Here is an 18,327-nt window from a genome sequence, read left to right as displayed (position 1 = left end):
GCCTGAAACAGGGTTCGGGCACGATGGTGCCATGAAGCCGAACAAGAGGACTTCCATTACCGCTGAGCTCTCCTGCGAAGTGTGCGGCCAGATGCCCGAGGCCCCGAAGGCCCGGGTAACCGTGGCCCAAATCGCGGTGATGCTTCCCATCGAACTTCTTGTCCACGCCATTGTGGTTGAAACGCAACTGCCTTACCTGGCCAAGGTGCTCCTCCTGACCGTGACCGCAACTGTCCTGGTCATTTGGGTTGCCGAGCCCTCCGCGACCAGGATCCTGCGGCGCTGGATCCACGCGCCTGCCCTCCGCCATCGCAGGAAGCTCGATTCGGCCCAGGCGCTTTGGCGGGCGAGGACGGTGCTCCGCGACCAGCCAGGTTCCCTCCAACGGATCACCCACTCGCTCGCCCGGATGAACATCAACATCCTCAGCATCCATGTCCACCCCATGGATGGAGCCGTCATGGACGAATTCGTGTTGTCTGCTCCCGGCCACCTCGGCGAGCAAGAGCTACTGACAGCGCTCGACGGCGGCGGCGGCCGGGATTCGCACGTGTGGCCTACCACTGCACTCGCCATGGCGGACGGCCAGACCAAGGCCCTGAGCCTGGCTGCCCGGATCGCCGACAACCCGGACGAACTGCCGCTGGCGGTCGCCGAGCTCTTGTCGGCGAAAATCATCGCCCCGGAACCCGAAGGCCCGGCCGCCGGGGCGCGCGCCGCCGTCGGGCCCTCCACGACGCTCCTCAAGATTCCGACCGCATGGCACGGGCCGCTCCTGTTCTCGCGCCCGGACGAACCGTTCACGCCGGCAGAATCGGCACGCGCACATCGGCTTGCCGAGCTGGCTGAAATCCTGGCGCACACCCGGAGGGGCAGCCGACCCTGAGCAGCCCTGGGCCCCGCATTTCGCATCGTGAACCCCACCCCGGTGCCCGCGATCTCCACAGGTACAGTTTGTCGGGTGACTACGAACATTGATCTTGAGCGTGCTGCCAATACCCTCCGGGCGTGGGCATTGGATGAAGGCCTCAAGCAACGCGTCATGTCCACACCAGCCTTGGCGACAATGGCTTCACGCGTGGCAAGTCGGTACTCGGCCGGGGACACAGCCGCGGAGGCCATCGGGGTAGCGGCAGCGGCGGTGGCCCGCGGGCATGCCGCCAGCATCGAATATGCCGGCGAGAGTGTGCGCAACACCGACCTCGCACGCTCTGAAGCCGCAGTGTTCCTTGAGTTGGGCGCCGCCCTCGGGAAGGCTGGCCTGCCGAGCACCATCTCCTTCGACCTCTCCCACCTCGGCGCACTCGTCGACCGCGATCTGGCGCTCAACCATGTACGCCAGCTTGCCGCGATAACTGAACCGTATGGAACGGGACTAATGATCTCGGCCGAAGGTTCGGATCGGACCGATTTGGTCCTCGACCTGTACGACGAACTCGTAGCCGAGATCCCCCGCGTCGGCATCACACTCCAAGCCCGCCTGCACCGCACCCCCGGAGACCTCGAGCGGGTCCTTCGCCACCCGGGTACCGTTCGCTTGGTCAAAGGCGCGTTCCTCGAGCCCGAGTCTGTCGCCTTCCCCCGCAACAGTGCCGAACTGACGGCTGCCTACCTCGATCTGGCGAGCCAGCTCATCCTCTCGGGCCACTCCCTGTCCCTCGCAACCCACGACGACGAGCTCGTCAACACGCTCATCTCCAGGCACGGCGAGGCGCTGAAGACCGACGCGATCGAATTCGAGATGCTCCTCGGCCTGGGGACCGACCTTCTCGATCGGCTCCACAGGGACGGCTACAGGACCCGGGAGTACGTCATCTTCGGTGGCGAGTGGTGGCTGTACGTCCTCAACCGCATCGCGGAACATCCCGAGCGGGCGCTGACGGCTCTGGCCGACCTCAACCCGCGCTAAGCCCTCCCGAGCCGGCCCCTAAAAAGCCTGGCGACACGGAAAATTCCCTGGGACCTCGGAATTCCGGCGTCGGCGAGGCTTCTCCGCGTCGCGTAACAGGTTGCGCGTCGTGAGGTAGGGAGAGCGTCGGCATGTTCACGCCGTATACCGGGGACGTGAACGAAGCCGTCATTGAGTCGTATGCGCGCGAAGGAATCAAGACGGTTGACCACCGCCACCTGGACCTCAGCAACAACGAATCCTTCGCCCGGGTCACGGACGCGGAAATGCTGCCCGGGTCCTTGGAACTTGCCGCCTCGAACCCGGACGCGCTCATTTATTTGTGCACGAACCTTTACGGCGCCAACATCACCGCGGAAGTGGAGGAAACCACCGGAGTGCCGGTGCTGGATTCCGTAGCGGTGACGCTGTGGCATTGCCTCAAGCTTGCCGGGGCGCCTTTATTGGCACCCACGTGGGGCCGGCTGCTTGCAGAACTGCCTTAGGAAAAGTGCCCTACTGTCACAGGGGATGGATGTTCTCCGCCTGGGGGCCTTTCGGGCCCTAGACGACGTCGAACTGGACCCGCTGATTCTCGTCCAGTGATCGGTACCCACTCGAAGCGATTGCTGAGTAGTGGGCAAAAACGTCCGCCGAACCGTCGTCGGGGGCAATGAAGCCGAAACCCTTCTCGGCGTTGAACCACTTGACAATACCTGTTGCCACGGCCATGTTCCTTCTCTGAATCTGACTGGCCATCGGCTTCAAACCCGATGCCCCCGGACGCATACGTCCGCTTCCTCAAACCTACGGTGCGGGGTTCGGGGGCGCAAGGATCCGCGTTGACTGATTGGAACCTTCCTAGAATCGAAGCATGACTATCCAGAGCCATTCGAAAGTCGCACTTGTGACGGGGGTCGGCCGACGGCGCTCAATCGGGGCGAGTCTCGCGGTCGGTTTGGCGCGCGACGGCTGGGACGTCGCCCTCAACTATTGGCGACCGTACGACGATCGGGTCGGTCTGGAGCGCAACGCCGACGATCCGGAGTCCATCGCCAGCGAATGCCGGGCGTTGGGAGTCGCCGTCGAGCTCGTTCCGGGCGACTTGAGCGATCCAGCGGTGCCGGCTGAGCTCATCAGGGCTGCCGGAACGCTCGGACCGGTCACGGCTTTGGTCATGTCGCACTGTGAATCCGTGGACAGTTCGATCCTGACAACCGACCTTGAGAGCTGGGACCGCCACTTCGCAGTCAACGCCCGCGCAACGGCGCTCCTCATCAAGTCGTTCGCGGAACAACTACGGGAACCCGTTGTACCGGGCGGCGTCGGCGGCCGGATTGTCGCCTTGACGAGCGATCACACCGTTCACAATCTGCCATACGGAGCGAGCAAGGGAGCCCTGGACCGCATCGTCACCGCAGCCGCCGTTGAGCTGGCAGATCGGGGTGTGCGTGCGAACGTAGTGAACCCGGGCCCCATCGACACTGGATGGATGGACGACGCGACGCGGCGTTCGGGCATTGAGGCGACCCCGGCCGGCCGGCTCGGCACGGCCGAGGACACCGCGGACCTCGTCAGATTCCTGTTTTCCGAGCAGGGCTCGTGGATGAATGGCCAGATTCTTTACAGCAACGGGGGTTTCAAGCTCGGCTGACCCGTTAGAGCAGCCCGACCTTGGTCATCAGCTCGGTGACCTTCTCGCTATTGAGCTTGGCGGGGTCCACCGCGGGTGCCTGGAGTTCCTTGAGGGGCACGAGCTTGGAATTGGCCGGTACGTCGGAACCAACGGTGTACTCGAAGGAGTCACCGTTCTGGAGGACCTGCTGACCTGTTTTACCCGTGATGAACTTCAGGAACTCCTGCGCTTGGGCCTGCTTCTTGCTGGACGCCAGAACAGCGCCGCCAGATACGCTGACGAACGCACCCGGGTCCTGGTTCTTGAAGTAGTGAAGAGCAACGTTCTTGCTGTTTTCTCCGGTCTGCGCCTGGTCCACGAAAGAGTAGTAGTGGTACAAAACTCCAGCCTCGACCTCGCCTGCGTTCACGGCCGCGAGCACCGGGGTGTCGTCCTTGTAGGACTTGAAGTTGGACTTGGCCGCCTCCAGCCATTTCTGGGTAGCGTCTTCCCCCTTGAGCGCAAGCATCGCGCTGACGATGGCTTGGAAATCAGCTCCGCCTGTGGACGCGCCCACACGGCCCTTCCATGACGGATCCGCGAGGTCCATCAAGGACTTGGGGAGCTGGTCCTCGCTGAGCTTGGTCTTGTTGTAGGCAAGCACGGTGGAGCGGGCCGCGATGCCCGTCCAGTCACCCGTGGAGGGCCGGTACTGCGCCGGGACCTGGCTGAGGGTTGCCTGGTCCACCGGGGCAAGCAAGCCAGCACTCGCAATGCGGACCATGGCCGGGGAGTTTTCGGTCAGGAAAACGTCGGCCGGAGAGTTCTTGCCTTCCTCGCTGAGCTGGTTGCTCATTTCAAGGTCGTCACCATTGCGGAGCGTAACCTTGATTCCCGTCTCCTTGGTGAAGGCGTCCACCCATGCGCCGGTGAGGTTCTCATGCTGCGCGTTGTATACGACGATGCCGTCGCCGGATGCCGCGGAACTGCCGCTTGGGGCGCCGCTGCACGCCGAAAGTGCCAGCAGCGAGGCCGTGGCGGCGGCAAGGACCGTAGCGGATTTGATGCCGAATTTCATGGGGGCCTTTCAAGGTTTCCGGCTGGGACCGGAATGGTTGGGGTAGCCCCGCCCTTCACGCGGGCCAGCCCGACGAGTCGGGGCGGAACGGCGGCGTGATAGGCAAGGCAATCCTTACTCTAATAACAACATGCCATTGTTGCGTAATTCTGGGCATGCTGGCGGCCGACTGTTACAAACGTGAACGGGGGCGCTAAATTTGCTCCCGCCGGCGTAAGGAAACCATTAAGGACCGATGCCGGCCGGTCCGTTTGGTGGTCTGATGAAGGCAGGACGCAACGCCTATCCGGGCTTCGGACTGACCCTCCGTAGGAGCTGATTCACCATGAAACGCACCGACCTCAGCAAAGAAACCGCACACGATACCGAGCTTGCCGGCGCGGATCCGGCAGACTACGTCGTGGTCGATGAGCTCGGTGATTTCACCTACTATCCTTCTAAAACCGCCATGCTCAGGGACCTTGAGTACGTTGAGGAAGCAGCCAGCATCCTGGACCGGGCAGGCAACAACTTCCATTTGACGTTGGAGGAGGGCCGGAAGCTGAACTTAGGCTCCTCGTTCGGCCGGGTCGAATTCACGTGGCTCCGCCAAACCTGGATCACCGACCGACGCCGGGAACCGCAAGCGCATCGGCTGCTCCGCCTCTACCCCACAACGCTGGATGCCCTCCTGGCCGGAATATTCGAGACTCTCACCTTGGAGCTCGCCAGCAGCGCCACAAGTTCGCCCTGGGTAGTGGATGTAGAGGGCGAAGAGACCCATCCCGCGACACTCAGGGACGTCGATGGCCTCCTCGCGCGGCTGGATCACTTTGAACGTGTCACTGTGCGCGATCCCTTCGGACACGACTACCGGCCGATTCGTCACTCACCGCACCGCCTCCACGCCCCTGGCACGGGGACGATCTACTACGTGGAGATTGAACCCCACGGCGGAGAGGCCGGGCACGCTCCCACGCTTTCCGACAACTTGCCCTGAGCTCCTTGGATATGGGATTACCGGCCTGTAGACGCGTTCTGCGATAGTTGGGGACATGGTGAACGTCCAGACCGAAATACTGATCCGGCAGCCCCGCGAGATCGTGGCAAGTTATGCTTCCAATCCGGACAACGCGCCGGTCTGGTACGTGAACATACGATCTGCACAATGGCAGACGCCGAAGCCGCTCGCGGTGGGATCCCGGGTTGCCTTCACCGCACGATTCCTGGGCCGAAATCTGGACTATGTCTACGAATTCACCGAGCTTGTCCCCGGCGAGAAACTCACCATGCGCACAAGCCAAGGTCCTTTCCCTATGCGGACCACGTACACCTGGTCCGATGAGAATGGCGCCACCCGCATGACGCTCCGCAACACAGGCGAACCTTCCGGGTTCTCTGCCCTTGCAGGCATCGTCATGGCGCCAATGATGCGCGCGGCCATGCGCAAGGACCTGGAGAACCTCAAGAAGATCCTCGAAGCCAGCTAGAAACGTCGGCCCCAGGCTCTCCCCCCTCGGCTGCGAATGGCCGACGCGGCGGCTGCGAATCTTAGCGGCCGCCGCTTCCGCGTTAAGCGCTAAGCGCTAGGGCACGACGGCGACCACGTCGATCTCGACGAGGAAGTCACCCAGGAACGAGCCCACCGTTGTCCGGGCCGGGTACGGGGTTTCGACGAACGTTTCGTAGACGGTGTTGAATCCTGCAAAGTCGCGGCCCGGATGGTGCAGGTGCACCGTCGCTTTGACAACGTGGGAGAAGTCGAGCCCGTACGCGGCCAAGACGGCGCCAAGGTTGTTCATGGCCTGGAGTGCCTGCTCTTCAATGGTGGTTCCCACGGCGTCACCGCTGATGGGGTCATGCGGAGTCTGGCCAGCCGTGTAGAGGAAGCCGTTGGCGACGACGGCCTGGGAGTAGGGGCCGGCAGGACTGGGGGCGAGTTCGGTTGTGACCTGCTTGCGGGACATGGATGAGTTCCTTTCCGGGGACCGGCCGTTGGCCGGCCGGGATTGCTGATGTTTAGAGGACCTTCGAGAGGAAGGCCTGGGCGCGTTCGTGTTGCGGGTTGCCCAGGACGTCCTCGGGCCTGCCGCTTTCAACAACTACCCCTTGGTCCATGAAGACCACCTGATCGCTGACTTGGCGCGCGAAGCCCAATTCGTGCGTGACCACCACCATGGTCATCCCGGCTTCAGCCGCAGAAACGGCTCTGGCTCTGGCTGCGGCTCACAACCATGGACCTGGCGGTTGACGCGGAATGGGCGACAGCGCCAACCGCATCCAAGTAGCAGGACCTCTTTCCCGCCGATTCAGCCGTTGGTGAGGGTGACGTCGTCGAGGTACATCCAGGTGTCGTCGGCGGGGCTGGAGCCGTCGAGGTGGACGTTGAACCAGAGGATGATGGTCTGGCCTTTGTAGGCGGTGAGGTCGGCGGTGAGCTGGGTCCAGGTGCCGTTGTTGTTGCAGAGTTTGAACAGGCTTCCCAGGGTGGTGCCGGTGGTGGTGCGGGCTTGTGCCTCCATCCAGTCGTAGGGGCAGGCGTTGCCGGTGCAGGGGTCTTCCTGGCTGTGGGGCTGGTACCAGAAGGACAGGGTGGTGGTTCCAGTGGCGGGGACGGTGATGGTCTGGGACAGGCTGCTGTCGCCCAAGGGTTCCGCACCCGAAGCCAGGCCCAAAAGTGCCGAGCCCGTGCCGGTGTGGGCGACGGTGGAGGCCACGGGCGCTTTGACGCCGCCGGTGGTCCATGCGGTGAGCCCGGATTCGAAGCCGCCGTTGGTGATGGCCGAGGTTGTCGTGCCCGTCGGGGTGACAGCGGCAGAAGCGGCCGACGCGGGGGAGGTGCCGATGGCGTTCGTAGCGGTCACCGTGAACGTATAGGCGGTGCCGTTAGTCAGCCCCGTGACGTTCGCCGTCGTCGCCGGCGGGTTCCCGGTCACGGTGACCGGGGCCAGGGCGGTGGCGCCTGCGTGCGGCGTGACCGCGTACGAGGTGATCGCGGAGCCGCCGTTGGCCGGCGCAGTCCAGGACACGGTTGCCGAGGCATTACCTGCCGTCGCGGTCACGCCGGTGGGCGCGGCGGGTGCCGTCGCACCCGCCGTCGGGGTGACAGCGGCAGAAGCGGCCGACGCCGGGGAGGTGCCGATGGCGTTCGTAGCGGTCACCGTGAACGTATAGGCGGTGCCGTTAGTCAGCCCCGTGACGTTTGCCGTCGTCGCCGGCGGGTTCCCGGTCACGGCGACCGGCGCCAGGGCGGTGGCGCCTGCGTGCGGCGTGACCGCGTACGAGGTGATCGCGGAGCCGCCGTTGGCCGGCGCGGTCCAGGACACGGTTGCCGAGGCGTTACCTGCCGTCGCCGTCACGCCGGTGGGTGCGGCGGGCGCCGTCGGCGTCGTTTGGGTGTTGGTGAGGGTGACGTCGTCGAGGTACATCCAAGTGTCATCCGCCGGGCTGGAGCCGTCGAGGTGGACGTTGAACCAGAGCACGATGGTCTGGCCGTTGTAGGCGGACAGGTTGGCGCTGAGCTGGGTCCAGATGCCGTTATTGTTGCAGAGCTTGAAGAGGCTGCCCAGGACCGTGCCGCTCGTGGAGCGGACCTGCGCTTCCATCCAGTCGTACCTGCACGCGGTGCCTGTGCAGGTCTCGTCAGCCGTGTGCGGCTGGTACCAGAAGGACAGTGTGGATGTCCCGGAAGCGGGCATGGTGATGGTCTGGGACAGGTTGCTGTCGCCCAGCGGCTCGGCCCCCGATGCCAGGCCCAACAACGCAGAACCCGTGCCGGTGTGGGCGGTGGTCGAGGCAACCGGCGCTTTGACCCCTCCGGTGGTCCAGGAGCTAAGTCCGGATTCGAAACCGCCGTTGACGACACCGGGAACGGGCGCCGTGGGAGTCACTGGCGGTGAGGCGGCCGACGGCACCGATGTCCCGACGGCGTTGCTCGCCGTCACCGTGAACGTATAGGCCGTGCCGTTGCTCAGGCCGGTGACGGTCGCCGTCGTCGAGGGCGGATTACCGGAGACCGTCACCGGAGCCAATGCCGTGCCACCGGACGAAGGCGTCACCGTATAGGAAGTGATCGGGGAGCCGCCGTTGGCAGGCGCCGTCCACGACACCACCGCGGAAGCATTACCCGCCGTCGCGGTCACCCCGGTCGGAGCGGCCGGAACTGTTGGAGCCGTGGGAGTGACGGGCGCCGACGCCGCGGACTGGGGTGACGTCCCGACGGCGTTGGTGGCCGTCACCGTGAACGAGTAGGCCGTGCCGTTGCTCAGGCCGGTGACGGTCGCCGTCGTCGAGGGCGGATTACCGGAGACCGTCACGGGAGCCAGTGCCGTGCCGCCGGACGAAGGCGTCACCGTATAGGAAGTGATCGGGGAGCCGCCGTTGGCAGGCGCCGTCCACGACACCACCGCGGAAGCATTACCCGCCGTGGCGGTCACGCCGGTGGGAGCCGCCGGCGCCGTCGAGGCAGCAGGACTGACGTCGATCATCGAGTAGTCATCGGTGGTGATCGAGCCGTTGGACTGGATGTTCAGGCCGTAGCTGATACCGGAGGCGCCTGCCGGAAGGGCAGGCGTGGTCCAGGTGATCTGTGTCCAGTTGCTGCTCGCGTTGAACAACGGGCTCGCCGTCCAGTAGGTCCAATACCCCGTTCCAGTGCGGTAGTAGACCTCGAATTGGGTGATGACATTGGACTTATACCAGGCGCTGAGCTGATAGATATGGCCCGGAGTGCCCGTGGGTGAGCAGCCGCCAAGGTCCAGGGCCGGCAGGAGCTTCGCGTCACCGCTGACGTAGCCGCTCATGGTCAGCAGTTCCGCGTTGTTGCCTGTGTGGCCAGGCGAGACCACTGAAAAGCTGGGGGTGTTGGTGCCGTATCCCCCCGCAGCCCAGCACAGCGGAATCCCGCTGGTCAGCGTCTCGAGGCTCGGGTTCTGGATCATGTTGGTTCCCTGTGGTGGCGGAGGCGGCACCGGCGGACCCGAGACGAGCGGCTGGACCGGGCCACCGATGACCTGGTCAACCGTTTTCACGGCAACGCTGCCTGCCGTCTGTTGTTGCGCCAGCCAGGAGGCGAATTGGTTGAACAGGCTGGGGCTGATGGTCAGCGTCGGATCGGTCCCCACCGCGATGTGGTGGAACGTCAGCTGAACCCAGCCACCGCCGGCCGCCTGGGCCCTGGTGACGGAGTTTTCAAGGTTGGACAGCGTCCATGTGCTGTCCACTTCCTCCGGCGCCGCGGTGTCATAAGGGTTGGCGGGCGGGATGGTCTCAGCAGCCGGAAGCCCGGGATCGTCCTTGCTGTAAAGGTCTCCGAGCCCGCGTGCGCTGTTGAAACCGCAATTCTTCACGATGGTCTGCACGGCAGGATCCAAGGAAGCGAAGGGGTAGGCGAAGCTCGTGACTTTGAAGCCCATGTTTGCCAAGGCGACCCGGCCGTTGCACACCTGCCGGGTCACTTCATCCGACGTCAACGTGACCAGGTCAGGGTGGGTGACCGTGTGCCCGGCAATCTCATTGCCGTCCGCAGCGAGTTGCTGCAGGTTCGCCGACGTGAAATAGCTCGGCTGATCGATCCATCCGGAGACCGTGTAAAAGGTGCCATGAAGCCCCAAGTTCTTCATGGTGGCAGCGGCGGTCAACTGGTCCGCGTTGCTGTCATCAAAGGTCAGGGAAATGACAGTGTTGGCTGCGGCATGCGCGGGCAGAGCAAAGCCGCTGAGCAGTGCCAGGACCATCGCTGCGCACGCTCCGACGGCGGCCCAACGGACCCGGAAGCGCCGCTTAACCGTCTGCTCATGCGTCGAGGATCCAGCCACTCCACTCACCGTCCATTCGAAGCCGGGGCAACCGTCAAGGATGGAAGCATTCCCACCCTGGGTCTTCGGCGATGATAGGGCGATGAATCCGGCCGCGTCTTGAGTGGGCTCACCCGGCCGGCAGCAGCTGCGGGCCGCGACCCTGAGTGTGCTCACCTGATTCGGCGGCAGAGAGGCGCGCGGGCACCCCCGAGTTGGTTAACTAAGCTTGAGCGCCTTGACCGCACTCAACACCTTGATGAGGGATTCCTTGGCGTCGCCAAACAGCAGTGTGGTCTGGGGTTCGTACATGAGTTCGTTCTCGATTCCCGCGAATCCCGGCCGCATGGAGCGCTTCAGGAAGACTACTTGGCGCGCGTCGGCCACTTCGAGGATGGGCATGCCGTAGATCGGCGAACCTGCGGTGGTTTTCGCGGCGGGATTGACGACGTCGTTCGCGCCGACCACCAGCGCGACGTCGGCTGTCCGGAATTCCGAGTTGATTTCGCCCATTTCCTTGAGGGACTCATAGGGCACATTGGCTTCGGCAAGCAGGACGTTCATGTGCCCGGGCATGCGGCCGGCCACCGGGTGGATCGCGAAATCCACGTCGATCCCCCTCGCCTCCAAGGCAAGGGCCAGTTCCGCCGCCGTGTGCTGCCCCTGGGCCACGGCAAGGCCGTAACCGGGAACGATGATGACCCGTTGTGCATAGCCAAGGAGCACGGCCACGTCTTCCGGGCTGGAGGAGCGGACGGGCCGATCGCTCACCGCCGTCGAGCCCGCCGTCGAGCCTCCCTTGAACGCGCCAAAGAGGATACCCGCAACACTGCGGCCCATGGCCGCCGCCATGGCCCTCGTGAGGATGGTGCCCGAGGCGCCCACCAAGGTGCCGGCCACCACCAAGAGCACATTGCCAAGCACCAGGCCCGAGGCAGCCACGGCCAGGCCCGTGAAGGCATTCAGCAGCGAGATGACGATCGGCACGTCCGCGCCGCCCACCGGCAATACCAGCAGGACGCCTGCCGCCAACCCCAGCACCAAGAGCAGCAGCGCGAGCGCGAGGGAGCCGCTGAAAACGACGGCGACGGCGGCACCCACCGCCGCGAGCAGCACCGCCCCCATGAGGGTCGGCAGGCCGGCGAACACCACCGGACGGGTGGTCATGAGCTCCTGCAGTTTGGAAAAAGTGATGGCGGAACCTGCGAACGACACCGCCCCCACCAGCAGCGTGAAGACAATGGCCACGCGCACCCAGCGGTCGCCAGTGTGCGCGAGTTCCAGAAGCGCAACAAGCGCCGCGGCGCCGCCGCCCACGCCGTTGAACAGCGCCACGAGCTGCGGCATCTGGGTCATCTTGACCTGCCGCGCGACCGGCGCGGCCACGCCCGAACCAACCACCATTGCGCCCACGATCCAGGGAACATTGTCCATTTTGACGGACATGAACACCGTGGCGACGGCGAGCGCCGCACCGAATGCGCCCACGAGGTTGCCCCGCCGGGCGGTTCGCGGGGAGTTGAGTCCCTTGAGGGCGAGGATGAAGCACACGGCAGCCGCGAGGTAGAGAAGCGAGGTCCACACCGGGTCGATGAGGGTCATCGCGTGCGCTCCTTCGACTCAGCCTCTACGGGCCCGGCCTTACCTCCGGGCGGTGCCACGCGTTGACGGCCGCGGAACATCTCCAGCATGCGGTCCGTCACCACAAAGCCGCCCACCAGGTTGGCGGTGGCGAGGACGACGGCGAGCAACGCCACCGCGAGGACCCACGGATCCGAGGCCTGACCGGCGACGATGATCGCCCCCACCAGGATGATTCCGTGGATGGCGTTGGCCCCTGACATCAAGGGGGTGTGCAGCGTGCTGGAAACCTTGGAGACCACTTCGAAGCCAACGAAGACGGCCAGGACGGTGATAGTGAGCAGGGCGATGCCGTCCATCAGGAAACCCCCTCGTTGGCGGTGCTGACAGGTTCCGCCGTCTCGGCGGAGAGCGCCGCAAGGGCCTCCGCCGTCGGACCGTGCCGCACCTCGCCGTCGTGCGTCAGGCACGCACCCGCCACCACCTCATCACCGAAGTCGGGGACGACGGCGCCGTCACACGTCATCAGTGCCAGCAGGTTCGCGACGTTCTTCGCGTAGAGGCGCGATGCGTCCGCGGGCATGGCGGAGGCGGCATCCTTCATCCCCACGAGAGTGACTGCGCCCTGGCCGTCCGCCGTCGGGATTTGAAGATCCAGGCCCGGCACCGAGCCTTCCACGTTGCCGCCGGATTCCGCGGCGAGGTCCACCACCACCGAGCCCGGGCGCATGTGCTGGACCATCTCGCGGCTCACCAGGAGGGGGGCCCGCCGCCCGGGGACCGCCGCCGTCGTGATGAGCACGTCCGCTTGGGCCACGTGCGGGGCGAGCAGCTCACGCTGCAGGGCACCGCGGTCGGCGCTGAGCTCGCGCGCGTAGCCGCCGGACGATTCGGCCGTCTCGACGTCGAGCTTGATGAAGGTGCCGCCCATGGACGCGACCTCGTCCGCCGAGGCCGGCCGGATGTCGTTGGCGGAGACCCGTGCGCCCAGCCGCTTCGCGGTGCCGATGGCCTGCAGTCCTGCCACGCCCGCACCGAGCACCAGCACGCGGGCCGGGGGAATGGTTCCCGCGGCCGTCATATAGAGCGGGAAGAAGCGCGGGAGGCGCATTGCCGCCTCGAGCACGCAGCGGTACCCGGCCACGAGCGCCTGGGACGTGAGCGCGTCCATGGATTGTGCCCGGGAAATGCGCGGCACCAACTCAAGGGCGAAGGAAGTCACACCCGCATCGGCGAGCGCGCGGACGGTAGGAAGTTCCGACGACGGCGAGGCCAGGCCTACAGTGACGGCGCCCCGCCGCAGCGCAGCCGCCGTCGTGGGTTCGAGGGGGCGGACGTGCGCGAAGACATCCAGTTTGGCCAGATCCAGGGCGGGGACGATGAGGGCGCCTGCCTTCCGGTAGTGCTCGTCGCTGTGCCCCGCGGCCGTTCCCGCTCCGCTTTCGACGACGACTTCCAGGCCGAGTCCGGCCAACTGCGTGACAGTCTCCGGCGTCGCAGCCACACGCCGCTCACCGTCCAGGCGTTCCCGAGCTATGCCAAGTTTCACCCGCGCTCCCTTTTCCGAAACCCCGTTGTCCTTCTGAACATCATTGCCCTGAGCCGTTGTTGGCTTGAGTCTAGGACGCGGAAGGCCCGGGCGGGAGTGGGGAGGCCTCAGCGGCCGGCCATTCCCATCTCCGGGCTGCTCTAATAAGCTCGCTGTGGGCTGGGAGCCTCCAGTTACCGCACCGTCGATGAGCCGGTTCCGGCCGCGCCGTCGGGAAGGAACATTGCCATGGCCACGTACAAGATCGGATACTTCGTCGGCAGCCTTTCAAGCCGCTCCATCAACAGGGTCCTGTCCAAGGCGCTCATCAGCGTGGCGCCGGAAGAGCTCGAATTCACCGAGATTCCTATCAAGGACCTGCCCCTGTACAGCCCGGACTACGACGCCGACTACCCGCCTGCCGGCCGGGCCCTCAAGGACGCGATCGCGGCGTCGGACGGCATCCTGTTCATCTCGCCGGAGTACAACCGCTCCGTCCCCGGCGCCCTGAAGAACGCCATCGACTGGGGATCCCGGCCCTGGGGAACCAATTCCTTCGCGCGCAAGCCAACGGGCATCATCGGAACGTCTCCCGGCAGCATCGGCACGGCCGTGATGCAGGCGTCCATGCGCAGCGTCCTGAGCTTCCTCGACGCACCCCAGCTGAACGCCCCGGAGGCCTACATCAAATTCGATCGCACGGCCTACAACGAGGACGGATCGGTCAGGGACGAAGGCACGGCATCCATCCTGCGCCACTATGTGGAGGAATACTGTGCGTTTGTTGAGCGCGTCTTGGCTGCCAACGCCCCGGGGCACATCGGCGACCACCATCCGGACCACGCCAAGCTGACGCGGTAGCGTTACAGCCTCAGCGCGTCCAGAGAATGACCTCGTGGGTGGGACCGGCGAACTGGCTGGCTTGGTGGAAGCCGAGGCGCGTCAGCTTGGCGGCGTCAGCGCCGGCGTCGGCCTTCTTTTGGGGCGTGGTGACCAGCCACACCCTGGACGTTCTGGCGACCTGATCCTGCACCGCATCGAACGGGAGCTGGAGTGACCACGGGGAGGTCAATCGTTCGGGTCCGGTCACTGCTGCGATGTCCCGGACGTTGCGGAACGACGCCGGGTAGCCGGAGAGCGCGTTGCGTCCGGATTCGATCGGGTCTCCCGGGCTGTCGTCGAAGAGAATCCCATCTCCCGTTGTGCTGTGGCCGTCGATGGTCCCGGCGATGAAGGAGAAATCGTCGACGACGAACTTCCCGTTGGGCTGCCGTTGCGAAACGTAGATCGGGGCGGCAATCCCTGCCAGAAGCACCACCGCCGTGACTTTAGGCCAGACCCGCGGCAGGTTCCCGAGGGCACATGCGAGCAGGATCGCAAAGGCGGGAACCGTGGAAATCAAGTACTTCGGCGTGTATGCCGGTGAGACCAGGAAGGAGTAGACGAACACCGCGACTGTCGGCAGGACGACGCCCGGCACCGCGAAGAGCAATGCCCGGCGATACCGCTTCCATCCCGTGACCAGCAAGGCGGCAACGAGTATCCAGGCGATTCCGGCCAGCACGACGGCGAGCGATCGCACCCATTCCTGGTCCGGCGTCGTGAAGCGCACCACGGTCTTGTAAGGGAAGAATTGCTCCACGAAGACTTGGGCAAACATTTGGGCCGGAGTGGTGTTGATCCAGCTGATCTGAGCTGCCGCTTGGGTGCGGGCAAGCAGGAACAGGGGGACGGTCACGGCGAATATCCCGGCAGTTGCCACGCTCAGGACGATCCTTGACCGCCGCGTTCGGGACAAAAGCATGCCGGACAGCCACAGCGATCCGACCGCGAGCACGGCATACATGTGCAGATACACGGCAATGACGCCCACCACAACGTAGGGCACAGCGCTGAGGATCCGGGCGCGTTCCGTCAGGAGCAACATCAGCCAGCCAAGAACGGCAACCATCGCCGCGCACATCGCATAGGAACGGGCCTCGATTCCCATCGCGGTCATCCTCGGCAGCACGGCGAATGCCAAGCCGGCGGCAAGGCCCAGCCAGCGGCTGTGCAGCCGGGACCCGATCGCGACCACGGCGGCCACGCCGACGCCGACAGCAACGGCGCTCGGAAACCGCAAGGTCAACGGGTTAGTCCCCACAAGGCTCAACCAGCCATGCATGAGCCAGTAGTACAGCCCGAAGACGCCGTCGATGCGCCCTACGATGGCAAACAGTTCCTGACTCGAATGGTTGGCCACATAGGCGGTGGCAGCCTCGTCCCTCCAAATCGATGGGATCCAGCTTCCGGCGAAGGACAGTAGAAAACCGAACAGTCCAGAGAACAAGGGATCCAGCCGGGGAGGGAATCGCCGCCGAACCCGGCGGCTCTCCAACGCCAGGTCAGACATGGGACTCCTCAGGACGGTATAGCGCTCCAAACCACTCTAACGTGCTGGTTCCGGGCTCGCCTGACGACTATCGCGTCCCCGCCTACTCCCCCCTCAGCCCATCCGCAGAATCCCGGAGCAGGTCGGGGTGGCCGTTGTGTCCTCCTCGACATAGGCCAAGTGCTTGATCAGCCCGCCGAGGGTCATCGACGTCGGAGCCACAGTCTTGCTCATCCACGTCGGTCATGGGCCGTGGGCCTACGCGCCGCAACGCGCCGTGGCAACGACCCTAAACGCTAATGCTTCGCCGAGACATCCTGCGATATCGCCTGGGCAGTTCCGACGATCTGCTCCCGGACCGATTCGAGGTACGCCTGGGGGTCTGGCTGCGCAGCAACGTTTTGGGCTTGGAGCGAGACGTTGACCGCCGCAGCCACATGTCCGGCATTGTGGTTCCACACCGGCGCAGCGATGGACATGAGCCCGAGTTCCAGCTCCTGGTCCAGGAGGCACCAGCCCTGATTTCGCACCCGGTCCAGCTCGGCAACCAACTCTTCGCGGGACGTGATGGTCCGCGGCGTCAAGGCCTTGAACTCCACGTCGGCCAAATATTGGTCCAGTTTCTGCTGCGGCAGCCCGGCCAGAAGCACCCTGCCCATGGATGTGGCGTAGGCCGGGAAGCGGGTGCCCACCGAGATCCCCACCGTCATGATCCGGCGCGTGGTCACGCGGGCCACGTAGAAGATGTCCGCTCCATCCAGCACCGCGGCCGACGTCGACTCCCCCAGCTTCAGCGACAACTCCTCAAGGTGCGGCTGCGCGAGCTGGGGCAGTGACAACGCCGACAAGTACGAATAGCCAAGCTGCAGCACCATCGCCGTGAGCGCGAAAGTCTTGCCGTCGGTGCGCACATAGCCCAGCTCCACCAGCGTATGCAGGAACCGTCGGGCCGTGGCACGCGTCAGGTTTGTGCGCGCCGCCACCTCGCTGAGCGTCATGACGGGGTTGGCCGCGTCGAACGCACGGATCACGGACAAGCCGCGTGCCAGCGACTGCACGTACTGGTCACTCGCTTGGGGAGCACCTGCGTGCGGCACTCCGGCTACTGCTGCGTCGGTCATGGTTACCAATCTTATTGGCGCGTTTAGACGCCGACGACGGCGCCCGCCGCCTTCTCGTCGAACGGCACCAGCCGGACCGGCACCAGGGCCTGGAGTTCCTCGAAGGTGCAGCCGAACGTCTCACGCACGGTCACGCCGTCGGGCCCTATCAAGAAGACGGCTTTGTCCGTGTACACGCGGGTCACGCAGCCCACGCCCGTCAGCGGGTAGCTGCAGGTGCCGACGAGTTTGGACACACCCTCGCGGGTCAGGAGTGTCATCATCACAAACACGTCCTTCGCGCCGGTGGCCAGGTCCATCGCCCCGCCGACGGCCGGGATAGCGTCCGGTGCTCCGGTGTGCCAGTTGGCGAGGTCACCCGTGGCGGAGACTTGGAAAGCGCCGAGCACGCAGATATCCAGATGGCCGCCGCGCATGATAGCGAAGGAATCGGCGTGGTGGAAATACGAGGCGCCGGGGAGTTCCGTGACGGGGATCTTGCCGGCGTTGATGAGGTCGCCGTCGATCTCCTCGTCCTTGGCCTCCGGGCCCATCCCGAGCATCCCGTTCTCCGTGTGGAGCGTGATGTTCTGCTCTTCCGAGAGGTAGTTGGAGACCAGCGTGGGCTGCCCGATGCCGAGGTTCACGAACGAACCCGGCACGATGTCCCGCGCCACGAGCCGCGCGAGATCGTCGCGGCCGAGGGGTGTTGTTGAGTTTTGGATGCTCATGTCAGGCCACCTTCACGATGCTGTTGACGTAGATCCCGGGAGTCACGACGTTCTCCGGGTCCAGGGCGCCGGTCGGGACGATCTCGGACACCTGGACGATGGTCTGCTTGGCCGCGGCGGCCATGATGGGGCCGAAGTTACGGGCGGTCTTGCGGTAGACAAGGTTGCCCTTGCCGTCGGCCTTGAGCGCCTTGATGAGCGCGACGTCGGCGTGGATGGGCGTCTCGAATACCTGCCATTTTCCGTCCAGCAAGCGGGTTTCCTTGCCTTCGGCGAGCATGGTGCCGTAGCCGGTGGGAGTGAAGAACCCGCCGATGCCGGCCCCGGCGGCACGGATGCGCTCGGCCAGGTTTCCCTGCGGGACGAGTTCCAGTTCAATTTCCCCGGCCTTGTACTTGGCGTCGAAGTGCCAGGAATCGGACTGCCGCGGGAAGGAGCAAATCATCTTCCGGACCCGTCCTTCCTTGATGAGCAGCGCCAGGCCCTGGTCGGCCTGGCCGGCGTTGTTGTTCACCACAGTGAGGTCCGTAGCGCCGGATTCGAGCAGCGCGTCGATGAGTTCGAACGGCTGGCCCGCGTTCCCGAAGCCCCCGATCATGACGGTGGAGCCGTCCTTGATGCCCGCGATTGCTTCGCCGACGGTGTCAATGAATGTCAGCAT

At 65.0% G+C, this 18,327-nt stretch carries 19 protein-coding genes and 1 pseudogene; 7 read left to right on the top strand and 13 right to left on the bottom strand.

The window, feature by feature from the left end; genetic code table 11:
- Positions 1 to 31 precede the first annotated feature (31 nt).
- The 3 genes from QRN45_RS07785 to QRN45_RS07775 all read left to right on the top strand — a co-directional run bounded on the left by QRN45_RS07785 (position 32) and on the right by QRN45_RS07775 (position 2,394).
- The gene (locus QRN45_RS07785; RefSeq protein ID WP_264637109.1) at positions 32 to 886 is read left to right on the top strand and encodes an ACT domain-containing protein; all 855 of its coding nucleotides are present in this window, start codon (positions 32 to 34) and stop codon (positions 884 to 886) included.
- Positions 887 to 961: 75 nt separating this feature from the next.
- Positions 962 to 1,909 (top strand): proline dehydrogenase family protein, encoded by a 948-nt coding sequence (locus tag QRN45_RS07780; RefSeq protein ID WP_264637110.1) that lies wholly within the window; start codon positions 962 to 964, stop codon positions 1,907 to 1,909.
- Positions 1,910 to 2,040: 131 nt separating this feature from the next.
- Positions 2,041 to 2,394 carry an aspartate racemase/maleate isomerase family protein gene (locus QRN45_RS07775; RefSeq protein WP_264637111.1) on the top strand — a complete coding sequence of 118 codons (354 nt, stop codon included), beginning with the start codon at positions 2,041 to 2,043 and terminating at the stop codon, positions 2,392 to 2,394.
- A gap of 58 nt (positions 2,395 to 2,452) precedes the next feature.
- Here the strand turns inward: QRN45_RS07775 and QRN45_RS07770 are convergent, their stop codons facing one another.
- Complete coding sequence (locus QRN45_RS07770; RefSeq protein WP_284762877.1) at positions 2,453 to 2,614, bottom strand: cold-shock protein; 162 nt, start codon at positions 2,612 to 2,614, stop codon at positions 2,453 to 2,455.
- A gap of 148 nt (positions 2,615 to 2,762) precedes the next feature.
- Between QRN45_RS07770 and QRN45_RS07765 the strand changes: the two genes are divergently transcribed.
- Positions 2,763 to 3,542: an SDR family oxidoreductase gene (locus tag QRN45_RS07765; protein ID WP_264637112.1), complete on the top strand. Its 780-nt coding sequence runs from the start codon at positions 2,763 to 2,765 to the stop codon at positions 3,540 to 3,542.
- A 4-nt stretch (positions 3,543 to 3,546) separates the two neighbouring features.
- On the opposite strand, the gene QRN45_RS07760 is transcribed toward QRN45_RS07765, so the two are convergent.
- Complete coding sequence (locus tag QRN45_RS07760) at positions 3,547 to 4,581, bottom strand: iron ABC transporter substrate-binding protein (RefSeq protein ID WP_264637113.1); 1,035 nt, start codon at positions 4,579 to 4,581, stop codon at positions 3,547 to 3,549.
- Between the two features lie 325 nt (positions 4,582 to 4,906).
- Here QRN45_RS07760 and QRN45_RS07755 point away from each other — a divergent pair, with 325 nt between their 5' ends.
- Both QRN45_RS07755 and QRN45_RS07750 read left to right on the top strand, forming a co-directional pair.
- Positions 4,907 to 5,560: a hypothetical protein gene (locus tag QRN45_RS07755; RefSeq protein WP_241707575.1), complete on the top strand. Its 654-nt coding sequence runs from the start codon at positions 4,907 to 4,909 to the stop codon at positions 5,558 to 5,560.
- A gap of 55 nt (positions 5,561 to 5,615) precedes the next feature.
- The gene (locus tag QRN45_RS07750; protein ID WP_241707576.1) at positions 5,616 to 6,050 is read left to right on the top strand and encodes an SRPBCC family protein; all 435 of its coding nucleotides are present in this window, start codon (positions 5,616 to 5,618) and stop codon (positions 6,048 to 6,050) included.
- Between the two features lie 96 nt (positions 6,051 to 6,146).
- Here the strand turns inward: QRN45_RS07750 and QRN45_RS07745 are convergent, their stop codons facing one another.
- The 6 genes and pseudogenes from QRN45_RS07745 to QRN45_RS07720 all read right to left on the bottom strand — a co-directional run bounded on the left by QRN45_RS07745 (position 6,147) and on the right by QRN45_RS07720 (position 13,485).
- Positions 6,147 to 6,527 (bottom strand): RidA family protein, encoded by a 381-nt coding sequence (locus QRN45_RS07745; RefSeq protein WP_241707577.1) that lies wholly within the window; start codon positions 6,525 to 6,527, stop codon positions 6,147 to 6,149.
- Positions 6,528 to 6,579: 52 nt separating this feature from the next.
- A pseudogene (locus QRN45_RS07740) lies at positions 6,580 to 6,762 on the bottom strand (ectoine/hydroxyectoine ABC transporter ATP-binding protein EhuA); the annotation flags it as partial.
- 107 nt (positions 6,763 to 6,869) lie between these two features.
- Entirely contained in the window at positions 6,870 to 10,376 is a 3,507-nt protein-coding gene (locus QRN45_RS07735) for a fibronectin type III domain-containing protein (protein WP_241707578.1), read from the bottom strand.
- 198 nt (positions 10,377 to 10,574) lie between these two features.
- A complete protein-coding gene (locus QRN45_RS07730; protein WP_241707579.1) occupies positions 10,575 to 11,957 on the bottom strand; it encodes an NAD(P)(+) transhydrogenase (Re/Si-specific) subunit beta in 1,383 nt (460 codons plus the stop codon).
- The gene (locus tag QRN45_RS07725; RefSeq protein WP_241707580.1) at positions 11,954 to 12,295 is read right to left on the bottom strand and encodes an NAD(P) transhydrogenase subunit alpha part 2; all 342 of its coding nucleotides are present in this window, start codon (positions 12,293 to 12,295) and stop codon (positions 11,954 to 11,956) included. The genes QRN45_RS07730 and QRN45_RS07725 overlap by 4 nt, the downstream gene beginning before the upstream one ends.
- On the bottom strand, positions 12,295 to 13,485 hold the full coding sequence (locus QRN45_RS07720; RefSeq protein ID WP_241707581.1) for a Re/Si-specific NAD(P)(+) transhydrogenase subunit alpha: 1,191 nt from the start codon (positions 13,483 to 13,485) through the stop codon (positions 12,295 to 12,297). The genes QRN45_RS07725 and QRN45_RS07720 overlap by 1 nt, the downstream gene beginning before the upstream one ends.
- Positions 13,486 to 13,713: 228 nt before the next feature.
- On the opposite strand from QRN45_RS07720, the gene QRN45_RS07715 reads away from it, so the two are divergent.
- Positions 13,714 to 14,325: an NADPH-dependent FMN reductase gene (locus tag QRN45_RS07715; RefSeq protein ID WP_078107144.1), complete on the top strand. Its 612-nt coding sequence runs from the start codon at positions 13,714 to 13,716 to the stop codon at positions 14,323 to 14,325.
- A gap of 10 nt (positions 14,326 to 14,335) precedes the next feature.
- Here QRN45_RS07715 and QRN45_RS07710 read toward each other — a convergent pair whose 3' ends face one another.
- From QRN45_RS07710 to QRN45_RS07690, 5 genes are all read right to left on the bottom strand, one after another.
- Positions 14,336 to 15,856 carry a glycosyltransferase family 39 protein gene (locus QRN45_RS07710; RefSeq protein WP_241707582.1) on the bottom strand — a complete coding sequence of 507 codons (1,521 nt, stop codon included), beginning with the start codon at positions 15,854 to 15,856 and terminating at the stop codon, positions 14,336 to 14,338.
- Positions 15,857 to 15,949: 93 nt separating this feature from the next.
- A complete protein-coding gene (locus QRN45_RS07705) occupies positions 15,950 to 16,069 on the bottom strand; it encodes a DinB family protein (protein ID WP_241707583.1) in 120 nt (39 codons plus the stop codon).
- 62 nt (positions 16,070 to 16,131) lie between these two features.
- Positions 16,132 to 16,956 (bottom strand): IclR family transcriptional regulator domain-containing protein, encoded by an 825-nt coding sequence (locus tag QRN45_RS07700; RefSeq protein WP_241707584.1) that lies wholly within the window; start codon positions 16,954 to 16,956, stop codon positions 16,132 to 16,134.
- Between the two features lie 23 nt (positions 16,957 to 16,979).
- The gene (locus QRN45_RS07695) at positions 16,980 to 17,666 is read right to left on the bottom strand and encodes a 3-oxoacid CoA-transferase subunit B (protein WP_241707585.1); all 687 of its coding nucleotides are present in this window, start codon (positions 17,664 to 17,666) and stop codon (positions 16,980 to 16,982) included.
- Position 17,667: 1 nt separating this feature from the next.
- Positions 17,668 to 18,327 carry a 3-oxoacid CoA-transferase subunit A gene (locus QRN45_RS07690; protein WP_241707586.1) on the bottom strand — a complete coding sequence of 220 codons (660 nt, stop codon included), beginning with the start codon at positions 18,325 to 18,327 and terminating at the stop codon, positions 17,668 to 17,670.

The sequence above is a fragment of the Arthrobacter sp. efr-133-R2A-63 genome (assembly GCF_030209795.1).
Classification (GTDB): Bacteria; Actinomycetota; Actinomycetes; order Actinomycetales; family Micrococcaceae; genus Arthrobacter; species Arthrobacter bambusae_A.
The sequence above is the reverse complement of the archived record's forward strand: the minus strand, read 5'-3'. Positions and strand labels throughout refer to the sequence as shown.

Excerpts from the sequence above, each read along its gene's own strand:
- QRN45_RS07785 (WP_264637109.1), top strand. The coding sequence starts at position 32 with ATGAAGCCGAACAAGAGGACTTCCATTACCGCTGAGCTCTCCTGCGAA.
- QRN45_RS07775 (WP_264637111.1), top strand. The coding sequence starts at position 2,041 with ATGTTCACGCCGTATACCGGGGACGTGAACGAAGCCGTCATTGAGTCG.
- QRN45_RS07765 (WP_264637112.1), top strand. The coding sequence starts at position 2,763 with ATGACTATCCAGAGCCATTCGAAAGTCGCACTTGTGACGGGGGTCGGC.
- QRN45_RS07760 (WP_264637113.1), bottom strand. The coding sequence starts at position 4,581 with ATGAAATTCGGCATCAAATCCGCTACGGTCCTTGCCGCCGCCACGGCC.
- QRN45_RS07755 (WP_241707575.1), top strand. The coding sequence starts at position 4,907 with ATGAAACGCACCGACCTCAGCAAAGAAACCGCACACGATACCGAGCTT.
- QRN45_RS07750 (WP_241707576.1), top strand. The coding sequence starts at position 5,616 with ATGGTGAACGTCCAGACCGAAATACTGATCCGGCAGCCCCGCGAGATC.
- QRN45_RS07745 (WP_241707577.1), bottom strand. The coding sequence starts at position 6,527 with ATGTCCCGCAAGCAGGTCACAACCGAACTCGCCCCCAGTCCTGCCGGC.
- QRN45_RS07730 (WP_241707579.1), bottom strand. The coding sequence starts at position 11,957 with ATGACCCTCATCGACCCGGTGTGGACCTCGCTTCTCTACCTCGCGGCT.
- QRN45_RS07725 (WP_241707580.1), bottom strand. The coding sequence starts at position 12,295 with ATGGACGGCATCGCCCTGCTCACTATCACCGTCCTGGCCGTCTTCGTT.
- QRN45_RS07715 (WP_078107144.1), top strand. The coding sequence starts at position 13,714 with ATGGCCACGTACAAGATCGGATACTTCGTCGGCAGCCTTTCAAGCCGC.
- QRN45_RS07710 (WP_241707582.1), bottom strand. The coding sequence starts at position 15,856 with ATGTCTGACCTGGCGTTGGAGAGCCGCCGGGTTCGGCGGCGATTCCCT.
- QRN45_RS07705 (WP_241707583.1), bottom strand. The coding sequence starts at position 16,069 with ATGAGCAAGACTGTGGCTCCGACGTCGATGACCCTCGGCGGGCTGATC.
- QRN45_RS07700 (WP_241707584.1), bottom strand. The coding sequence starts at position 16,956 with ATGACCGACGCAGCAGTAGCCGGAGTGCCGCACGCAGGTGCTCCCCAA.
- QRN45_RS07695 (WP_241707585.1), bottom strand. The coding sequence starts at position 17,666 with ATGAGCATCCAAAACTCAACAACACCCCTCGGCCGCGACGATCTCGCG.
- QRN45_RS07690 (WP_241707586.1), bottom strand. The coding sequence starts at position 18,327 with ATGCTGACATTCATTGACACCGTCGGCGAAGCAATCGCGGGCATCAAG.